General features: G+C 73.6%; 17 protein-coding genes. 9 read left to right on the top strand and 8 right to left on the bottom strand.

Annotated features, from left to right (window positions below; genetic code table 11):
• Positions 1 to 8: 8 nt before the first annotated feature.
• On the bottom strand, positions 9 to 1,361 hold the full coding sequence (locus J2S66_RS04965) for a PP2C family protein-serine/threonine phosphatase (RefSeq protein ID WP_310304291.1): 1,353 nt from the start codon (positions 1,359 to 1,361) through the stop codon (positions 9 to 11).
• 231 nt (positions 1,362 to 1,592) lie between these two features.
• Positions 1,593 to 2,186 (bottom strand): chemotaxis protein CheB, encoded by a 594-nt coding sequence (locus tag J2S66_RS04960; protein ID WP_310304289.1) that lies wholly within the window; start codon positions 2,184 to 2,186, stop codon positions 1,593 to 1,595.
• A gap of 339 nt (positions 2,187 to 2,525) precedes the next feature.
• On the opposite strand from J2S66_RS04960, the gene J2S66_RS04955 reads away from it, so the two are divergent.
• A complete protein-coding gene (locus tag J2S66_RS04955; protein ID WP_310304287.1) occupies positions 2,526 to 3,302 on the top strand; it encodes a GAF and ANTAR domain-containing protein in 777 nt (258 codons plus the stop codon).
• Positions 3,303 to 3,440: 138 nt separating this feature from the next.
• Complete coding sequence (locus J2S66_RS04950) at positions 3,441 to 4,007, top strand: DUF488 domain-containing protein (RefSeq protein ID WP_310304285.1); 567 nt, start codon at positions 3,441 to 3,443, stop codon at positions 4,005 to 4,007.
• A gap of 23 nt (positions 4,008 to 4,030) precedes the next feature.
• Here the strand turns inward: J2S66_RS04950 and J2S66_RS04945 are convergent, their stop codons facing one another.
• A complete protein-coding gene (locus tag J2S66_RS04945; RefSeq protein WP_310304283.1) occupies positions 4,031 to 6,166 on the bottom strand; it encodes an ATP-binding protein in 2,136 nt (711 codons plus the stop codon).
• A gap of 212 nt (positions 6,167 to 6,378) precedes the next feature.
• Between J2S66_RS04945 and J2S66_RS04940 the strand changes: the two genes are divergently transcribed.
• The 3 genes from J2S66_RS04940 to J2S66_RS04930 all read left to right on the top strand — a co-directional run bounded on the left by J2S66_RS04940 (position 6,379) and on the right by J2S66_RS04930 (position 9,990).
• Entirely contained in the window at positions 6,379 to 7,509 is a 1,131-nt protein-coding gene (locus J2S66_RS04940; RefSeq protein WP_310304281.1) for a tryptophan dimethylallyltransferase family protein, read from the top strand.
• A gap of 23 nt (positions 7,510 to 7,532) precedes the next feature.
• Complete coding sequence (locus J2S66_RS04935) at positions 7,533 to 9,002, top strand: tryptophanase (protein ID WP_310314663.1); 1,470 nt, start codon at positions 7,533 to 7,535, stop codon at positions 9,000 to 9,002.
• A 256-nt stretch (positions 9,003 to 9,258) separates the two neighbouring features.
• Positions 9,259 to 9,990, top strand: coding sequence for an alpha/beta hydrolase (locus J2S66_RS04930; RefSeq protein ID WP_310304279.1), 732 nt, complete (start codon positions 9,259 to 9,261; stop codon positions 9,988 to 9,990).
• Positions 9,991 to 10,073: 83 nt separating this feature from the next.
• On the opposite strand, the gene J2S66_RS04925 is transcribed toward J2S66_RS04930, so the two are convergent.
• Positions 10,074 to 11,258, bottom strand: a complete 1,185-nt coding sequence (locus tag J2S66_RS04925) for a hypothetical protein (RefSeq protein WP_310304277.1) — start codon at positions 11,256 to 11,258, stop codon at positions 10,074 to 10,076.
• A gap of 203 nt (positions 11,259 to 11,461) precedes the next feature.
• Positions 11,462 to 11,632: a hypothetical protein gene (locus tag J2S66_RS04920; RefSeq protein ID WP_310304275.1), complete on the bottom strand. Its 171-nt coding sequence runs from the start codon at positions 11,630 to 11,632 to the stop codon at positions 11,462 to 11,464.
• A gap of 563 nt (positions 11,633 to 12,195) precedes the next feature.
• Between J2S66_RS04920 and J2S66_RS04915 the strand changes: the two genes are divergently transcribed.
• On the top strand, positions 12,196 to 12,603 hold the full coding sequence (locus tag J2S66_RS04915) for a hypothetical protein (RefSeq protein ID WP_310304273.1): 408 nt from the start codon (positions 12,196 to 12,198) through the stop codon (positions 12,601 to 12,603).
• Between the two features lie 130 nt (positions 12,604 to 12,733).
• Here the strand turns inward: J2S66_RS04915 and J2S66_RS04910 are convergent, their stop codons facing one another.
• Both J2S66_RS04910 and J2S66_RS04905 read right to left on the bottom strand, forming a co-directional pair.
• A complete protein-coding gene (locus J2S66_RS04910; protein ID WP_310304272.1) occupies positions 12,734 to 13,126 on the bottom strand; it encodes an SH3 domain-containing protein in 393 nt (130 codons plus the stop codon).
• Positions 13,127 to 13,396: 270 nt separating this feature from the next.
• Positions 13,397 to 13,885: a hypothetical protein gene (locus J2S66_RS04905; protein WP_310304270.1), complete on the bottom strand. Its 489-nt coding sequence runs from the start codon at positions 13,883 to 13,885 to the stop codon at positions 13,397 to 13,399.
• Positions 13,886 to 14,934: 1,049 nt separating this feature from the next.
• On the opposite strand from J2S66_RS04905, the gene J2S66_RS04900 reads away from it, so the two are divergent.
• The 3 genes from J2S66_RS04900 to J2S66_RS04890 all read left to right on the top strand — a co-directional run bounded on the left by J2S66_RS04900 (position 14,935) and on the right by J2S66_RS04890 (position 16,285).
• On the top strand, positions 14,935 to 15,069 hold the full coding sequence (locus J2S66_RS04900) for a hypothetical protein (RefSeq protein ID WP_310304268.1): 135 nt from the start codon (positions 14,935 to 14,937) through the stop codon (positions 15,067 to 15,069).
• 149 nt (positions 15,070 to 15,218) lie between these two features.
• Positions 15,219 to 15,476 (top strand): hypothetical protein, encoded by a 258-nt coding sequence (locus tag J2S66_RS04895; protein WP_310304266.1) that lies wholly within the window; start codon positions 15,219 to 15,221, stop codon positions 15,474 to 15,476.
• The gene (locus tag J2S66_RS04890; protein WP_310304264.1) at positions 15,473 to 16,285 is read left to right on the top strand and encodes an SAM-dependent methyltransferase; all 813 of its coding nucleotides are present in this window, start codon (positions 15,473 to 15,475) and stop codon (positions 16,283 to 16,285) included. Before J2S66_RS04895 ends, J2S66_RS04890 begins: the two co-directional genes overlap by 4 nt.
• A gap of 179 nt (positions 16,286 to 16,464) precedes the next feature.
• Here J2S66_RS04890 and J2S66_RS04885 read toward each other — a convergent pair whose 3' ends face one another.
• Positions 16,465 to 17,427, bottom strand: a complete 963-nt coding sequence (locus J2S66_RS04885) for a threonine ammonia-lyase (protein WP_310304261.1) — start codon at positions 17,425 to 17,427, stop codon at positions 16,465 to 16,467.
• Between the last annotated feature and the right edge of the window lie 475 nt (positions 17,428 to 17,902).

Here is a 17,902-nt window from a genome sequence, read left to right as displayed (position 1 = left end):
GGGCCGGCTCAGGGGACGTGGCGCTCGGGCCGAGGTGGGACGCGCAGGGCGAGCAGGGCTGTGTCGTCGTCGGGGTGGTCGTGGTTGTGCTCGGCGATGACCCGACCGATGTGGGTGACGACCTGCCGGGCGGTCATGTCGTGGCAGTCGGCCAGGACCAGGGCCAGGCCCTCCTCGGTCAACTGGGGACGTTCGGCGTCGGGGGTGCTCGCGGGTGGGCGGGCTTCGGTGGCGCCGTCGGTGTAGAGCAGCAGGGAGTCGCCGGGGGCGAGGCGGAAGCGGACGTCGGTGAGGGTGACGTCGCGGACGATGCCCAGCAGGGTGCCGGCGCGGCCGACGGGGATGACGCGGCCGTCGGCGCGGCGGATCAGCGCGGGCGGGTGCCCGGCCAGGCAGAGGCGACCGGCGACGCCGCCGCGGGTGGTGCGGAAGGTCGCGTGGACGGCGGTGAGGAACCGGGGGCTGTGCTGGTCGAGCATGGCGGTGTTCAGGCGGGTGAGGACGGTCGCCGGGGACAGGGTGCGGGTGGCCTCGGCGCGCAGGGTGTAGCGGGCCAGGGCGGTGACCTTGGCGGCCTCGGTGCCGTGCCCGCACACGTCGCCCAGCACCGTGCACCACCACTGGGCGGTGGCCTGGAACAGGTCGTAGAAGTCCCCGACGACCCGGTCGCCTTCCGCGGGGAGGTAGGAGGCCGCGGTCTCCAGCCCGGGCACCGGGGTCAGGGTCGGGGGCAGCAGGCTGTCCTGGAGGCTGCGGGCCAGCTCGGTGGAGGTGCTCAGGGCGGTGCGGGCGGTGGCCAGCGCCGCGCGCGAGGTGGTCAGCGAGTGGCGCAGGTTCAGCTCGTTGGACACCGCGCGGGCGAGGGTGGCGAGGGCCCTGAGCTCGTCCGGCAGCCACCGGTGCGGGGCGTCGTCGACCACGCACATGCTGCCCAGGACCTCGCCGCCCGGACCGAGGACGGGGTAGCCGGCCCACGCGCCGACGTCCACCGGCGCCACGGAGGGGTGGTCGCGGGTGCGGGGATCGGTGGCGGCGTCGTCGACCACGAACGGCTCGCCCTCCAGACCGACCAGGAAGTAGCAGAAGCTCCGACGCACCGGGGCCTGCCTCGTGGCCGGGTCGTCGGGACCGACGCGGGACTTCCAGAACGAGCGCTGGTCGTCGACCAGCGTGATGAACGCCCGGGTGCACCCGGTGGCCGCCGCAGCGAGCCGGGCCAGGTCGTCGAACGCCTCCTCCGGCCCGGTGTCGAGCAGTCCCGTGGCCCGCACCGCCGCCAGCCGCGCCGGGTCCGACAGCCCGGCGGGCAAACCGTCCTCCCGCAGACCGCCGGGAAAGACCACACCGTTCACCGACGTCACGACGGACCCCTTTGCGACAACTCCCCGGTCACCCGACCGAGGGTGCCGTCGTCGACCCGTGGACCGCCCGACGCGTACACAGCGTAGTCCGCCGTGGCGATACCGCCGTCCGTCGCCCGATCGGCCGCGGTGCTCGTGCGGTGACCGCGTCGGGCCGTGGCCGCGGACGGGTGATGGCGAGGTCGCGCCGGCGGTGGGCCGACGCCGGCGGGACGGCGCCCCGCGCCGCCGTCAGCGGTGGGCGTGGGCGCGGATCGCGGCGGCGATGTCGGGCAGGGCCAGCACGTCGTGCACCAGGCCGGTGTCGATCGCGGAGCCGGGCATCCCGAAGTAGGCGGAGGTGATCTCGTCCTGGGCGAAGACGGTGCCGCCGCAGTGGACGACGGCTCGGACGCCCGCCTGGGCGTCCGAGCCCTTGCCGGTGAGCACGACCGCGAGGACGCGGGGACCGCACATGACGGCGAGGGTGGCCAGCAGCAGGTCGGCCGAGGGGCGGGACGGGGGCAGCGCCCCGGTGTCGAGCAGCCCGATGCGGGCCTGGGAGGTGACGATCAGGTGCCGGGCCGTGGGCACGACCAGCGCCGTGCCCACCACGAGCTCGTCGCCGTCGACGGCCGCGCGCACCCGCAACGCGGTGCGCTGCGCCAGGATCTCCGCCAGGAGGCTGACGCGATCGGGACTCACGTGCTGGGCGACGACCACCGCCGCGGGCAGGTCCGCGGGCAGCCGGGCCAGGACCCGGGTCAGGGCGTCCAGGCCTCCGGCGGAGGCCACCAGCGCCACGACCGGGAACCGCAGCACGCCCGGACGCGGCGAGGTCGCCACCGACCGGCTCGTCCACGATGCCGCTCCTCCCGCGTCCGGGCGGCGACCGCGGATCGGCCGACGCGGGACCGGCGCGTCCCGGCACGGGGTAGGGAACGTCCCCGGGTGTCCGACCACCGATCGACCGGGCGATCGACCGGGCGACCTCCGCCCGGCTCCGGCGGCACGTCGTCCGCACCACGCCCGATCCGAGGCGCGGCCATCGCCGGAGGACGCCGGCTGCACGTAGGCTGAGGACCACTCACAGTGGTTCTCACCGACTGTGATCCCCTGGGGCGCCTCGCTCCGCCCCGGACGGGTGAAGTCGATCAGGGACTGCTCTCAGGAAGACGGTGGGACGTGGCGGTCAGCCGGAAGCACCACGGGATCGAGCCCGCCCCCGCCGGACCCGACCGGCCCGGCGAACTGGCCCTGCGGCTGGGCGACCTGGCGCTCTACCTGCAGGACCAGGACAGCGTCGAGGCCACGCTCCAGGGCATCGTCGACGCCGCGGTGCAGACCGTGCCCGGGGCCCAGTACGCGGGGCTGTCGGTCGTGCGCAAGCGCACCACGATGAGCACCCCCGTCGCCTCCGACCGCCTGGTCGACCTGGTCGACCAGGCGCAGGTCGCGTTCGGGCAGGGGCCGTGCGTGGACGTGCTGTACGAGAAGCGCACCGTGTGGCTGCGCGACACGAGCCGGGAGCGCCGGTGGCCGCGCTTCACCGCCCGCGCCGCCGAACTCGGCGTGCGCAGCATGCTGTCGTTCCAGCTCTACGTCATCAACGACGACCTGGGCGCCCTCAACCTGTACTCGCGCCACGTCGACGCCTTCACCGAGCAGTCCGAACAGGTGGGGCTGCTGTTCGCCACGCACGCCGCGGTGGCGATGGCCGACGCGCAGAAGATCGCCCACCTGGCCCACACCGTGGACAACCGCGACCTGATCGGCCAGGCCAAGGGCATCCTCATGGAACGCCACAAGCTCACCGGCGACCGGGCGTTCAACCTGCTGGTGCGGGCCAGCCAGCACACCAACACCAAGCTCACCGACGTCGCCCAGCACCTCGTGCGCAACGGCGAGCTCGTCGAACCCGGCACTCCGGCGAGCACGGAGCCGGACGTCGTCACGCGGTAGGCCGCGGCGACGGCACCCGCACCGGGCGCACGCACCGGACACCCGGAGTTCGCGCTTCCCGGACGTGCCGGCCGCCTCCGCCCCGGCGGGTGGGGCCGAACGCTGCCGTGCCGATCGGGAGCTGCTTCGATCAACGCCGTGGACCACGACCTGACCGCCCCCGCAGCCGGGCCGCCGACACCCCCGCCCGGCCTGGTCGCCTTCGGTCACAGCACCGCGGACCGGGATGCGCTGGCGGAACTCCTCCGGGGTGCCGGCGTCACCGCCGTCGTGGACGTCAGGACGGCTCCGGGCAGCCGCCGCGACCCCGACCTGGCACGACAGCGGTTGGCCGGGTGGCTGCCCGACGAGGGCATCGCCTACCGCTGGGAACAGCGCCTGGGCGGCTTCCGCAAGGCGCCGCCGGACTCGCCCGACACGGTCTGGCGCAACGCGTCGTTCCGCGGCTACGCCGCGCACACCCGCGACCCGGGGTTCGTCACCGCGATGGACGTCCTCCTGGACCAGGCGGGCGAGGAGCGCACCGCGGTGATGTGCAGCGAAGCGGTGTGGTGGCGGTGCCACCGACGCCTGATCGCCGACTTCGCCGTCCTGGCGCGCGGCGTGCCCGTCCTCCACCTGATGCACGACGGACGCCTCACGGCGCACACCCCGACGCCGGGCGTGCGCCTGCGCGACGACGGCCTGCTCGTGTACGACGCGTGAGGCCAGGTCCTCGACGCGAGGCCCTACCCGCCGTCCGGCGGGCCGTCGAGCAGGGCGCCCAGGGCGCGCGCACGGACGTCGCCGAACCGCTCGAAGACCGCCAGGGCCTCCTGTCGGCACCCGACCGCCCGCGGCGCGTCGCCGAGGTGGCCCAGCGACGTGGCCAGGGTGTCGAGGACTGCGGCGCGGTGACGCGGGTCGCCGCGCAGCGATTCCCCGGCCAGGGCCCGTTCGCACAGCGCGACCGCCTCCGCGTGCGCGCCGGTGCTCTGCCGCACCTGGGCAAGGCGGTGCACCGCGTAGGACGCGACATCGTCGTCACCGGCGTCCTGGACCAGCGCGAGACCGCGCTCGGCGTGGCGCAGCGCCCGGTCGTGCTCGCCCAGACCGAGGGCCGCGCCGCTGAGGTTGTACTCGATGAACCCCTCCAGGCGCCCACCGTGGGCGCCGGCGCTCAGCGGCAGCGCCGCCAGCAGGTGCTCCCGCGCCTCGGCGAACCCGCCCCGCTCGACGCACACCCAGCCGAGGTTGGCCAGCACCTCCGCCCTCAGGTGCGGGTCGTCGAGTTCGGTGGCCGGCAGCAGCGCCGCCCGGCAGATCTCCTCCGCCTCCCGCAGGCGCCCGTTGCCCTGGTGGGCGTGCGCCAACCGCTGCAACAGGCCGCACTCGACCGCCCGGTCACCGGTGGCGCGGGCGGCGGCCAGGCCGAGGTCGCAGACCTCGAAGGCGTCGTCCCAGTGCCCCCGCAGGTAGAGGGCGCTCGCGGCGATCGTCGCCAGCAGGACGGTCAGCCGGGGCAGGCCGTGACGTGCGGTGGCGCGGGTGGCGTCGGTGACGTTGGTCCACTCCGACTCCGCCCACGCCCACGCCCCGGCGGCGTCGGCGAAGTCGATCCCCGGCTCGGCGTTCAGGTCCACGTCGGCGCCGATGTGCCGGTCGACCGAGTGGGGGAGGACGGCCCGGTAGGCGGCGCGGGCGTGGTGCGCGTACCACTCCAGCAGGTTCCGGCGGGCGCGCTCGCGCTCGTGCGGGCCGTCGTCGCGCTCCGCGCGGTCGGCGGCGTAGGCGTGCAGCAGGTCGTGGAAGCGGTAGCGGTCGCGCGCGACCCGCTCGACCAGGTGGCTGTCGGCCAGGGTGTCGAGCACCCGGCGGGCGTCCGCCAGTGGCAGGCCTGATGCCGCCGCGGCGGCGTGCGCGCCGAACTCGGGCCCCGGGTGCAGCCCCAGCCGCCGCAGCACCAGGGCCTGCTCACCGGTGAGCCGCCGATAGGAGCAGTCGAACACGGCGAGCACCGCGCCGCGCGCGTCGGCCGGGACGCTCAGCACCTCCCACCGGTCCCGTCCCAGCTCGGCCACCAGTTCCGCGACCGTGAGGTAGGGGTGGATCACCGCGCGGCCCGCGGCGACCCGCAGCGCCAGCGGCAGCCGCGCGCAGGCCCGGATCAGCCCGGTCACCGCCTCCGGCTCGGCGTCCACCCGGCGTGCCCCGAGGATCGCGCGCACCAGCTCCAGCGACTCGCGCTCGGTGCACAGGTCCAGCGGCACGCGAGTCGCGCCCTCGCCGACCACCAGCCCCGCCAGGCCGCCCCGGCTGGTCACCACCACCGCGCACCCGGCCGCGCCGGGCAGCAGAGGACGCACCTGCTCGACGCCGTCGGCGTCGTCCAGCACGATCAGCACCCGTCGCCCGGCCAGCACCGACCGGTACAACCCCGCGCGCGCCTCCGGCTCGGCGGGCACCCACTCCGGCGGCACTCCCAGCGCACCCAGGAACCCGCCGAGCACGTCGCCCGGGGCGGCCGGGCCTCCCGGACCACCCGGGTGGTGGGCGCGCAGGTCCGCGTACAGCGTGCCGCCGGTGAAGAGGTGCTGGACCCGGTGCGCCCACCGCACCGCCAACGCGGTCTTCCCCACCCCGGCCGGGCCGTCGACCACCGCGAGCACCACCGAGTTCGAGCCCGCACCCGCCTCCGCGCCCGGCACCAGGGCGTCGAGCGCGGCCAGGTGCCCGACCCTGCCGGTGAAGTCCCGCACCACCAGGGGCAACTGCCGGGGCACCGGGTGCCGCTCCGCCGGACCACGCCCGGCCAGTGAGACGTGCCCGATCGACCCCGCCTGCAGGACGTGCCCCGCCACCGGGCCGCCGGCCTCGTTCCACACCAGGTCATCCTGCCGTCCCGGAGGACGCGCGCCCCCGTCCGGACAGCCGACACCACCCTCACGGAGCAGCAGCCACGACACCCGCACTCGTGGCGTCCGACAACCCCACCAGGGGATGTGCGTCCCCCGTACGGGCTCAATCGCTTCCCTGATCACGGGAGGTGCGGGCTACTGGAGTCGCGATACGACTCTGGGGATCAGGTGATTTCGCCGTGTTCGACGCCACCGGGTTCTGCCGTTCCTCCGTCCCGAACCCTCGCCCCGGCCCGCTGGGGCACCTCGTCCGCCGGCAGTTCGTCGCCCTGTTCGAGGCGGTGGGGCTGACGGGTCGGCGGGCGGAGTCGGCGCACCTCGGGGACGCGCTGCTCGGGCCTTCCGCCGCACTTCCGGCCGGCGGGGCCGGAGGGTGGTGCTCGGACGTGTCCGACGACCACTCCCCCGTCGAGTACTCGATCTCGTTCGAGGTGGGCCGAGCGCCGCAGCTGCGGCTGCTGGCCGAGCCGAACGGGTCGACGCCGGGAGTGCGCGACAACGCGGCGGTCGGCCGACGGGTGCTGCGCGGGCTGGCGGAGCGCCACGGCTTCGACCTGCGGCGGTTCGCCCTGGTCGAGGACCTGTTCCTGCCCGACCGGCCGCAGGGCGCGTTCGGGTTGTGGTGCGCGGTCGTGCTGACCGCGCACCACGAGCCGTCGTTCAAGGTCTACTTGGACCCGGGCGCGCAGGGGTGCGGGCGCGCCGCGGAGCTCGTCGAGGAGGGGTTGACCCGGTTGGGCTTCCACCGCGCCCGCCGACTGGTCGGCGACGCGGTGCTCGCCGGTGGTCGGCCGATGTACTTCGCGCTGGACCTCGGGCGGTGGCCCCGGCCGCGGGTGAAGGTCTACTTCGCCCACGACGGCGGCGGGCCCGAGGACGCGGCGCGGGCGGCGGGAGCGGTCCCCGGGACCTCCGCAGCGGCGGTCGAGGAGTTCTGCCGCGCCGTCGCCGGGGCGGGGCCCCTCACGGCGCGGCCCCTGGTCTCGTGCTACTCGCTGGTCGACGTCGACCGGGACCGGCCCGGCGGCTACACCGTGCACGTCCCGGTCCGGGACTACGTCGAGCACGACGGGGAGGCGCGCGCCCGCGCGGTCGCGGTGATGCGCCGCCAGGGGCACGACCCGGCGGTGCTGGACCGGGCGCTGGCCGCGGTGACGGGACGCCGGTTGGACGCGGGGGTGGGGCTGATCTCCTACCTGTCGCAGGTGTTCACGCCCCGCGCCGAGCGGCTGACCGCGTACCTGTCCGCGGAGGCCAACTCGGTGCGACCGCCCCGAACCCTCGTGTCCGACACGGCACCGGGCCGGTGAGCGGCGTGGACGAAGCGCCGATGATGGAACCGTTCCGCGCCAAGGTCGTGGAACCGATCCCCTTCACCACGCGCGCCCAGCGCGAGCAGGCCTTGCGGCGGGCGCACCACAACCTGTTCAACCTGCGGGCCGACGAGGTGACCATCGACCTGCTGACCGACTCGGGCACGGGGGCGCTGTCCGCCGCGCAGATGGCCGCGGCGATGCTGGGTGACGAGAGCTACGCCGGAGCCCGCTCGTTCCACCGGTTCCGGGACGTCGTCGGGAACCTGACCTCCTACCCGCACGTCCTGCCGGTGCACCAGGGGCGGGCCGCCGAGCGCATCCTGTTCTCCGCCCTGCTGCGACCGGGGTTGATCACCCTGGGGAACACGCACTTCGACACCACCCGCGCCAACGTCGAACTCGTCGGCGGACGGGCCCTCGACCTGCCGTGCCCGGAGGCGGCGGACCTCGACAGCCCTCACCCGTTCAAGGGCGACATCGACCTGGAAGCGCTGCACCGGGCCCTCACCGGCCCGGACGCACCGCGGGTGGCCGCGGTCGTCATGACGCTCACCAGCAACGGCATGGGCGGACAGCCCGTGTCGATGGCCAACCTCACCGAAACCGCCCGGCTGTGCCGCGCGCACGGGGTGCCGCTGTTCCTGGACGCGGCGCGCTTCGCGGAGAACGCCTGGCTGGTGACCAGGAACGAGCCCGGCTACCGGAACCGCAGCCCGCGCGAGGTGGCCGAGGAGGCGTTCCGGCTCGCCGACGGCTGCACGGCCAGCATGAAGAAAGACGGCCTGGTCAACACCGGCGGCTTCCTGGGCCTGCGCGACCCCGACCTGGCCCAGCGGTGCGAACTGCTGCTCGTCGCCACCGAGGGCTTCCCCACGTACGGCGGCCTGGCGGGCCGCGACCTGGACATGCTCGCGCAGGGACTGCTGGAGGTCACCGACCCCGACTACCTGCGGGCCAGGGCCGGTGCCACGGCCTACCTGGCCCAACTGGCACGGGCGGCCGGGGTCGCGGTGGTGGAGCCGCCAGGCGTGCACGCGGTCTACCTCGACGCCGGCCGACTCCTGCCGCACATCCCCCCGCACCGCTTCCCCGGGCACGCGCTGACCTGCGCGCTGTACCTGGAGGGAGGTGTCCGCGGCGTGGAATGCGGCTCCCTCTACCTGGGCAAGGAGGACGCGCACGGCAACCCCGTGGTCAGCGCCCCGTGGGAACTGGTCCGGCTGGCCATCCCGCGCCGGGTCTACAGCCAGAGCCACCTGGAGCACGTCGGCCGGACCCTGGCACGGATCGCCCGGCACGCCGACCGACTGCCCGGCTACCGGATCACCGCGCAGGCCCCTCTGCTGAGGCACTTCAGGAGTGAACTGGCACCCGTGCCGCTCCACGAGGACGAGCACCGGTCGACGGCCGTCACCACCACGCCGAGTCCGGAGCCGCACCCGCCGGTGGCGGTTCCTCCCCGCGGCGCGTTAGCCGCACACCTCTGAACGACGCGCCGGACGGCGACCGCCTCCCCCCGGGGCGGTCGGACGAGCCGGCGCCGACCGAGCGCGACCGCCCTCGCGCCTCCGCGAAACCTGGTGGCGGCCCGCTGCGGCCACTGCTACCTTTCCGGCGGCCGTGCTGGAGAACGAGGAGGTGATACCCGTGAACGTATCGACATGGGTGCTCTCCTCCGGGATCACGGTCGGGCGATAGGTCGTCCGGGAGCGCCGTTCACGAGCACTCCCGGAAGGCACTGCCATGCGATTCACCTCTGAACAACGCCTCGACGACGGCGTCCTCGAACGCGGGTTCACGCTCGGCGACATCCCCGGCATCCTGTGGACGCCCGCGGCCGCGTCCGCACCGGCCCCGCTGATCCTGCTCGGCCACCCCGGCGGACTGCACAGGATGTACCCCCGCTTGGCGACCCGTGCCCGGCACGCCGCGGCGGAGGGCTTCGCCGCCGCCACCATCGAGCTCCCCGGAGGTGGTGACCGACCGCGTTTCACCGCCGTCGAGGATGCCCGCGCCGACCTGCTCCGGGCGCTGGAGGCCGGTGGGCCGGTCGACGACGGGATCGTCGACCGGCTCGTCCTCCCGCTGGTCGACGAGGCGGTCCCGGAATTGCGGGACACCCTGGACGCCCTCCTCCCGCTGCCCGGGCTCGGCGGCCCGGTCGGCTACTCGGGAGGGGTGATCGCCATCGGCGTCCGGCTGGCGGTGGTCGAGCCGCGCATCTCGGCCGCCCTCCTGTTCGCCGGGAGCTTCGTGCCCCGCGCCACGTTCGAGGAGGCCCGGCGGGTCACCATCCCGCTCCAGGTCCTGTTGCAGTGGGACGACGAGGGAAATGACCGGCAGATGGCACTGGACCTGTTCGACGCCTTCGGTTCCGCGGAGAAGACGCTGCACGCCAACACGGGTGGGCACACCGGCGTCCCGAGGTTCGAGGGGGACGACGGGAACCGGTTCTTCACCCGGCACCTGAGGTAATGCCGGCCGTCACCTCACGCACGACGAAGCCCTTCCGCGCGGCGGAAGGGCTTCGTCCCGTTCGGTGTGCGGGCGCCTCCAGCTCACGACCCGGGGGTCGCGCCGGCCCGGCCGACCTCCGCCGCCGACGGTGCCGCGCCGCAGTTGGGGCGGTGCACCATCCGGTTGAAGCAGCTCGCGAGGTTCCAGTTCGTCGCGAGGAACGAGCCGGCCGGCGGGTTCGGGTGGAAGTAGTCGTTGACGTTGCAGTCCCAGTAGTAGTCCAGGTTCCCGTTCGGGGACGGGCACACGTTCGTGCGGTAGTTGCCCGAGCGGGGACCACCGTCCTTGTAGCACATGACGTCCGCGTCGTCGTTGCAGTGACCGGCGCCCGAGCCGTTGGGCGAGTTCGGCAGCACGGCGCCCATCGAGTGCCCCTGCTCGTGCAGCATGTAGGTGAAGGGGCACCGACCGTAGACCACCGCGATGCCGGGCGCGTTGTTCACGCCGTTCTCCACGCCGGGCCGCGTGTCACCGCTGCCGTAGGCGACACCGCCGCCGCAGCCACCGTCCCCCCAGTACACGACGTTGTCCTGCCCGGTGACCCGCTGCCCCTGGCGCGCGACCTCCTGGTCGATGGCGCCGAGGTCGCCGTTGTCGTGACCGCTGCGCAGGACCCGGACGGCGGGCTGCCCCCCGGAGTCGCACGCGACGCGCAGCGACAGGTCCCCGCCGTACTGCGCGGCGCGGTTCGACACCATGTCGTTCGACTGGAGGAAGTGCTGCCTGATCAGCGGGACCATCGTCGCCGCCGCGTCGGGCGCGCCGGCGGGGATCATGTAGACGAGCTGGATGCGGTACGAGTCCGAGGCGCAGTGATGCGAACGCGCGGCCGGGGACGGGGTCGGCGACGAGGTCACCACGTCCCGAACGCCCTTGTGCCCGGGGAGCGGGGCGTCGAAGTGGGTCACCTGGTCGCCGTACGCCGTGCGGAGCTTGAAGAGGCCGTCGCCCATCGCGCACGCGCGATCGCCCAGTCCGGCCACGGGCGCGAACTCGTCCGCACGTCGACAACGCTCCGCGGTCGACGTCGACCGCGGCTGCCCGTGCGCGTGGGTGGCCACGCCGGCGGTGTGGTCGCCGGTGTGGCCGTCGGGGGCGTGGCCGGGGTCGGCGACGACGGCGGTGGCGGGAACCGGGGTGCTCGCGGTGGCCGCGCCGGGCAAGGCCAGGACGGACGCGATGAGCACGCCGGAGGCGATCACCGCGAGGGGATTCCGGAGAGGCACTCGAACCTCCTGGGGTCGGACGGGGTTGCGGGTTGGGCGAGCGGGACGGCGACGGACGCGCGGTCACGAGGAGCGCGCGGTGACCGGCCGGAAAGCGAGGGCTCGGTCCGGCGGGCGGAACCGGCTCGGGTGGTGCGCCACGTCTCGAAAGACCGCAGCTCGAAGGGCCGCGGCTCGGAGGACCGCGGCACACCACCCGGTGCTCAGTGCGGGAAGCCGCCGCACCACCGGTTCACCGGGCCGTCGACACCCGCGCCGAGACCGAGCTGTCCCATCGGCTCCTGCCGCATGTCGAACACCGCGCCAGGCCACATCACGGGACCGGCGGGCAGGGGTGCCGGTCCCGGCACGACCACTCCGGCGGAACGCGTCATCGATTCCTCACATCCTCGTTCGAGGGCCGGTCGACCTGTCGGGAGGCGGCGGAGGGCGCATCGTCCGAAAAGGACGCATCGACTCCCCTGCCGGTCGGCGACCGGTGGCGAGTGCGCTACTCAGCACTGTGGCAGCCGAAAAAAGTTTCGGCAACGGTATCGATGCCCTCATCGTGGGCAACGCGCTGAACAGGTCTCGCCCACGACGGCGACCGCGCGGACGAGCGTCGTCGAGCGGGCCGACGACCCGGTCGTCCCGGTCGGCCACTCCTACGGCGGCCAGGTCGTCCCCAACGCCGCACCGACCTGCACGTGCTCCGAGCCCTGTTACGCGATCAGTCCGCCACCGACGTGCCCGAGACAGGAACACCCCCGCCGGCGGCCACGCGCTTCCTGCGCGCCCCGCCGGGCCAGGACCGTCGGGACCAGGGCGCTTCCGCACACCGTCCTGGTCTTCCGCCCCGACGCGGTCACCTACCTGGTCCGGGGGGCCACGCGAACCACCCGCTGCCCCCGCCCGGAGCCGTCACCGGGATCGTGGCGCCTTCCGGCATGATGGCCCCATGAACGCCACGGGTGACGACCGGAACCGGCGCGCGGGACGAGAACTCCCGATCATCGCGGGCCTGTTCGTCCTGAGCGGCTTCACGACCTACTTCTTCCTGCTCCCCCTCGGCAACCCGACGCCCGATCCGTCGATCGGCCCGCACATCGCGACGTCGAGGGCGGTCGCCTGCGGCGTCGTGCTGATCGCCCTCACCGTCGGAGGCACCTTCGTCGCCCGCCCGCTCCTCGTGGCACCGGCGGTGGCGCTCTCGTTCACCGCGGTGTGGGCGTGGCTGGCCGCCGCGAGCGACGACTCCGGGCTCTGGCCCATCGGAGCGACGCTCGCGTTGGCCGGGTCGGCCCTCGCGGCGAGCGCCGTCACGGCACTCACCCACACCGTTCTCAGGCGGTCGCGCCGCGGATGAGCCACAACGGCGCCGGACCCGCAGCGGTGAGCACACCCGTCGGTGAGGCGCCCCCACCGCTCGTCGCGTGGCCGAGCACGGTCGGACGCCGCGGCCGTCGAGCCGCGGCGTCCGGTCGTTCCCGAGCGCGTCAGTTGGGGCAGTGGTAGCTGCTGCCGTAGTTCGGCAGCAGGTCGTCACGGACCCAGCCCCGCTTGCCGGTGGTGACGTTCCGCAGGTAGGTCCACGTGTAGCCGTCGTTCGCGCTCGTGTAGCAGTAGTAGTCCAGCCGGTGCGAGGGCTCGATCGTGCCGACCGACGTGCAGGACGTGGACGAGCCGGTGCGGATGCGCGCGCCGGAGGTGCCGCCCGTGATCCCCGAGATCGGGTCGGAGTTCGGCGGCACCACCGAGCTGTTGCAGGCGTAGTGCTGCACCGTCACGCCGTCCCCCTTGGGCATCCCCGCGTGGGCTGGGGCCGCGATCAGCACCGCCGGCAGCGCCACCCCCGCGACGGCCGCCGCCAGCTTCAACATTCCTCTCATGTCCTCCCCCTTCATCGAAGTTCCCCCAGGCAGGAGCGACTTTCCTCCCGACAGGTGAACACCACAAGAGTGTTGCGCCAGAGCGAAAACGTCCGGCCCTCACAGCGCCAAGAGGGGTTCGACCAGGGAGAACACCTTGCCGCACAAGCATTCGTGACCGCTGACCTCGTACGCACGACCGTCATATCGATCGCCGTCCCGCGGTGAGAGGTGGTGCTCGTCGGCCACCGGTTGCGCGACCCGTTCACCCGCAGGTGTTCCACGACCGGGTCAACGCCGTACGGAACCGGACGACGGGGCGGTGTCAGGCCACACGGTGATGCGCCAGCGTTCCAGGCCGTGGATGTCATCCCGGTGGTCGTGGTGGCGAGCGGCGACGGTCTCGTCCCGGCCCCGGCACTCGACGGCGCAGGCGATCCGGCCCGAGGCCGGTGCGGGCACGACCAGGGCCGTGCTTCCTTCGGCGTCGGTCAGGGCGATCCGCCGGGTCGTGCTGGTGAACCAGTACCGGGGTTCCCCGGAACGCACGTCGGCCGGCACGTCGGTGGCGGAGCCGAAGACGACCAGCGTCACGTGCGCGGTGTGCTCGCTGGTGACGCTGTTGAGGCCGATGCCGTCGCCGGCCGACACCGCCAACTCCTCGTCGGGCCCCCACTTCAGCCGCGGGTCGTCTTCGAGGCACTGCGGGTGGCTGACCAGGTAGAAGCGCGAGAACAGCACCCGGACGGAGGTCTCGTGCGACACTCCGGATTCACCCACGGTTGATCATGGGCACACCGCGCCCATCAACCAGCTCACGGTTCCGAGACCGCCACCAGCCGCCGCCTGCGGATCTCACGGCCCTCGTCGCACGACTGCCCCATGAACTCGACATCCCCGCACACACCGTGTGGATCTCCGCTGAGTCGACCAACCGGTCCCCGTCCTCGACCGGTCCGAATTCCGGGAACGCCGGCAGCGCTCCGGCGCAACACCTGGACTCCGCGACAGGCCGCTCAAGGTTACGCAGATCGTCCAGCAGCCGGAAGGCGAGCCGGCATCGCCTTCCTTTCCGACAACTCCCCTGCACCGCAACGGACATCCACGCCACCCGTTCGGCGCATCCCGCGGTGAACAGCCGGGTGCGCTTGCCCGTTGTCCTACCGCCGGTTCCCGGGTCAGCGGAGCGCAGACCCGCAAGAAGATGTTCCGGGAGGCACCTCCGGCCACGAGCGCCCACCCCATTGCCGGTGTCGCCGAAGCCGGTCGGGTCGAATGGACCCCGGCGTCCGGTCGTTCGGTGGCAGGAGCATCAGGGCGCTGGACCGGGCCGCGTCGCCGCCGTGCGCACAGGCCCGATCGGCGCCACCCGGACGGGGTTGGCCGCGGTGGTGCGTCGTGCGCAGCCGGACATGGCACGCCATGAGACGGTGACCGCCGCCGTAGGGTGGGAGCATCGTTGCGAGGGGGGAACCGCCGGGATGGAGACGTGATGGCGAACGGCGTGACTCCGGCGGCGGCCGTCATCGCCGGCACCCCCTGCGATTCCGAGCTCGGCGCGGAGTCGTCGCGTACCCGGGGGACCAGTCCGCTGCCGCACGCCGTGGCCCGCACGCCGGACGGACAGGACGTGCCGCGGTACCAGGACCCCGGCGGGCCGGTGGCCGCCTTCCACGCACGGCTCGGCGCGCTGCGCGCCTCGTCGGCCGACCCGGACCACCGATTACCGGGGGTGTCGGTCCCGGTGCTGATCTCGCGGGTGCTCGTCGACGTCGACCACGGCATCGCGGTGCGCACGCTGTGCGGCGGCCCCGAAGACCGTCTCCGGGGTGGCCCGACGGGGATGCGCCGAGGGCAAGCGCCCCCGCGCCCTCCACGTCGTGCCGAACGTCGCCGAGCCGTCCGGTACCTGGATGGCGGCGCCCGCCCGTCGCGGGCTGCTCGACGAGCCACGTCCGCGCTGAAGTCGCCGGACACCCGCAGGTCGATGATCCACCTCGTTCGTTCCCGAAGTCCCGCTTACCCGGTGCCACGACCTGTTCCCACGTGGCGGACCAGGGCGTCGTCGACGAGACGGGTAAGCGCACCCGCACCCGAGGAGGTGTCGACGGTCATGAGCACGCTGCCGGTGGACACCTCTCCGATCGCGCAAACCGTCATCGGCTGCGTGCTGGTCGAGGCGGACGAGAGGCTGCCGGAGCGCTACGGCGTGCCGTGGACCCCGATGAGCTTCTTCCACCGGGACGGCGGTCACCGCGCCGTCGTCGTGCAGTCACCTGGAACCGCGGTTGGCCCGCGAGGGCGTGCGCCGGCTGTCCAGCCTGGTCGCCGGAGCGGTGAGATCGAGTCGCCAGAGAAGGGAAACCCATGAGTCACCCGAACTGGACGCCGGACGACGTCGGCGAGTACTACAACGCCCTGACCCCGGCGTCCGACGTGTTCCTCGCCGGCAACGAACACCACGGCTACTGGTACGACGACGAGGACGAGGCACCCATCGAGGAGGGCTCCGCGCGTCTCACCCGCAAGATAGTCGACACACTCGGCCTGCGCCCCGGCGAGCACCTGCTGGACGCCGGGTGTGGCGCGGGCGCGCCCGCAGTGCTGATCGCGGACGAGTACGGGGTCCGGGTCACCGGCGTCACGATCAGCTCCGTCGGGGCACAGCTGGCCCAGGCACGGGCGGACGCGAGCGGCCTGTCCGACCGGGTGCGGATCGAGGTCGGCGACTACCACGCGCTGACCCACCCCGAGAACCACTTCGACGCCGTGGTCGCGATCGAGTCGCTCATACACGCCGTGGACCTGGACAAGGCGTTGCGGGAGTTCTACCGCGTGCTCCGGCCCGGCGGCCGGATCGCCATCTCCGAACCGACGAGGTTGTCACCGGAGGTGACGATGCCGTCGATGTACATCCGCGAGCCCGCCAAGGCGGAGGACCTGCTCGACGCGTTCGTGGCAGCGGGTTTCGTGCTGGAGGAGTGGGTCCACTGCGGCCGCCGCGTGTTCGGTCAGAGCGGCAGGCGTTTTCCGAAGCACGCCGAGTCCCTGCGCGAGGAGTTCGTCGCGCGGTTCGGCGAGGAGGCCTTCCTGGGTCTTCGGGAAGCGATGAAGGGATTGGACCCGGGACCGGAGAACATGAGCTACCTGATCCTCTGCGCCAGGAAGCCCACCGGGTGAAACACGCCCGGGCACCACCGGGCGAGGACTGGAAGTTCCCCACCCTCGCCCGGTGGTGCCCGAAGGCTGTGCCCGTCAGGGACCCGGTCGGCGCACGCCTCGACCGGGAGTGGCCCGCCGACGCCACCGGTCGAACCCGGCACGGGCCCGGGACCCGTCCGGCCGGATTCCGGTACGGGTCATCGGCGGACCCAGCGCTCGTGGGCGTGCGGGTCGACGTTGCCGCCGCAGACGACGGTGACGACGTGGCGGTCGCGGAAGCGGTCGCGGTCCTCCAGCACGGCGGCGACGCCGAGCGCGGCCGAGGGCTCGACGACCAGGCCGGTGTGCTCCAGCAGCAGACGGATGCCCGCGATGATCGACGACTCCCGGACGAGGACCGCGTCGTCGGCCACGGCGAGGAGGTCGTCCAGGACCTCGGGGATGGGGTGCCGCCCGGCGACACCGTCGGCGATGGTGTCGGCCGACTCGGTGGTGACGACGCGGCGCTCGTGCCAGGATCTGGTCATCGCCGGCGCGCCGGCGGGCTGCACGCAGATCACCTCGACCCCGGGGGCCAGGCTCTTGAGCGCGTAGCCGATCCCGGTGGCCATCGCACCGCCGCCCAGGGCGATCAGGACGGTGTCGAAATCGAGCCGTGCGCGCGCCAGTTCCAGTCCGATCGTCGCAGCGCCCTCGCAGGTCTCGACGTCCAGGCTGTCCTCCAGCAAGCGGACGCCGCGCTCCCGCGCGATGCCCGCCGCCCGCTCGCGGGCTGTTTCGATGTCGCCGTCCACCAGTTCCAGCTCCGCTCCCAGCGCGCGCACCCGGTCCAGCTTGGCGGGGGACGCCCGCCGCGATGCCACGACCGTCACGTCGAGACCACGTCGTCGGCCCGACCAGGCGAGCGCCTGACCGAGGTTCCCGGCGCTGGCGCACACCACGGCGGTCCGCCCCTGCTCGCCCAGCAGGCCCGCCACCAACTCGGTCCCCCGCCCCTTGAAGCTGCGGACGGGGTTCGCCGTCTCCACCTTGACGCTCACCGCGCAGCCGAGGCTGCGTCCCAGTGCCTCGCACGGGTACAGGGGGGTGTCCAGGAAGACGGGGTCGATCACCCGGCGGGCCGCGTGGATCCGGTCGAGGTCGAGTCGCGTCCTGAGCACGCCGGGACGATACACAGCGACGGCGTCGGTCACGCGGGCCGCGGGACGGAAGCGGCGCCACGGGCTGCTCGGCAGCGGTCGAGCGGGTGTTGTACCGGTGCGCCCAGCCGAACACCACCGGCCTCACTCCCCTCGCGCTGCCCCGGCTCTGGGCGCCTTGGCGGGTCTCGCGTGTGAAGGAGGCGTCGAGGCTTTCGGCGGTGGCGTTGTCCGCGGAGCTGCCCACCGCGCCCGCGGACCGGGTCACCCCGGCGAGGTGGCAGGCGTCGGCGAAGGCCCTGGCACCGCGTTGCGCCCCGTGGGACACGATGGACAACGCGTCGCCGAACCCGCTGACGTGGCAGGCGGACGCGGCGTGCGCGAGATGGTGCGCGACCGGGTGGAAGCGCGCCTCGACGTCGTGCCACCCGGCGGCGGTGGGGCCGGACACCACGGTCCGGTTGCTCAGCACCCGGTCGAAGCAGCCGGGGGTGCG

The sequence above is a fragment of the Saccharothrix longispora genome, assembly GCF_031455225.1.
In the GTDB taxonomy this organism is placed as follows: Bacteria; Actinomycetota; Actinomycetes; order Mycobacteriales; family Pseudonocardiaceae; genus Actinosynnema; species Actinosynnema longispora.
Note: the sequence above shows the minus strand (reverse complement) of the source record. Positions and strands in the feature narration are given on the sequence as shown.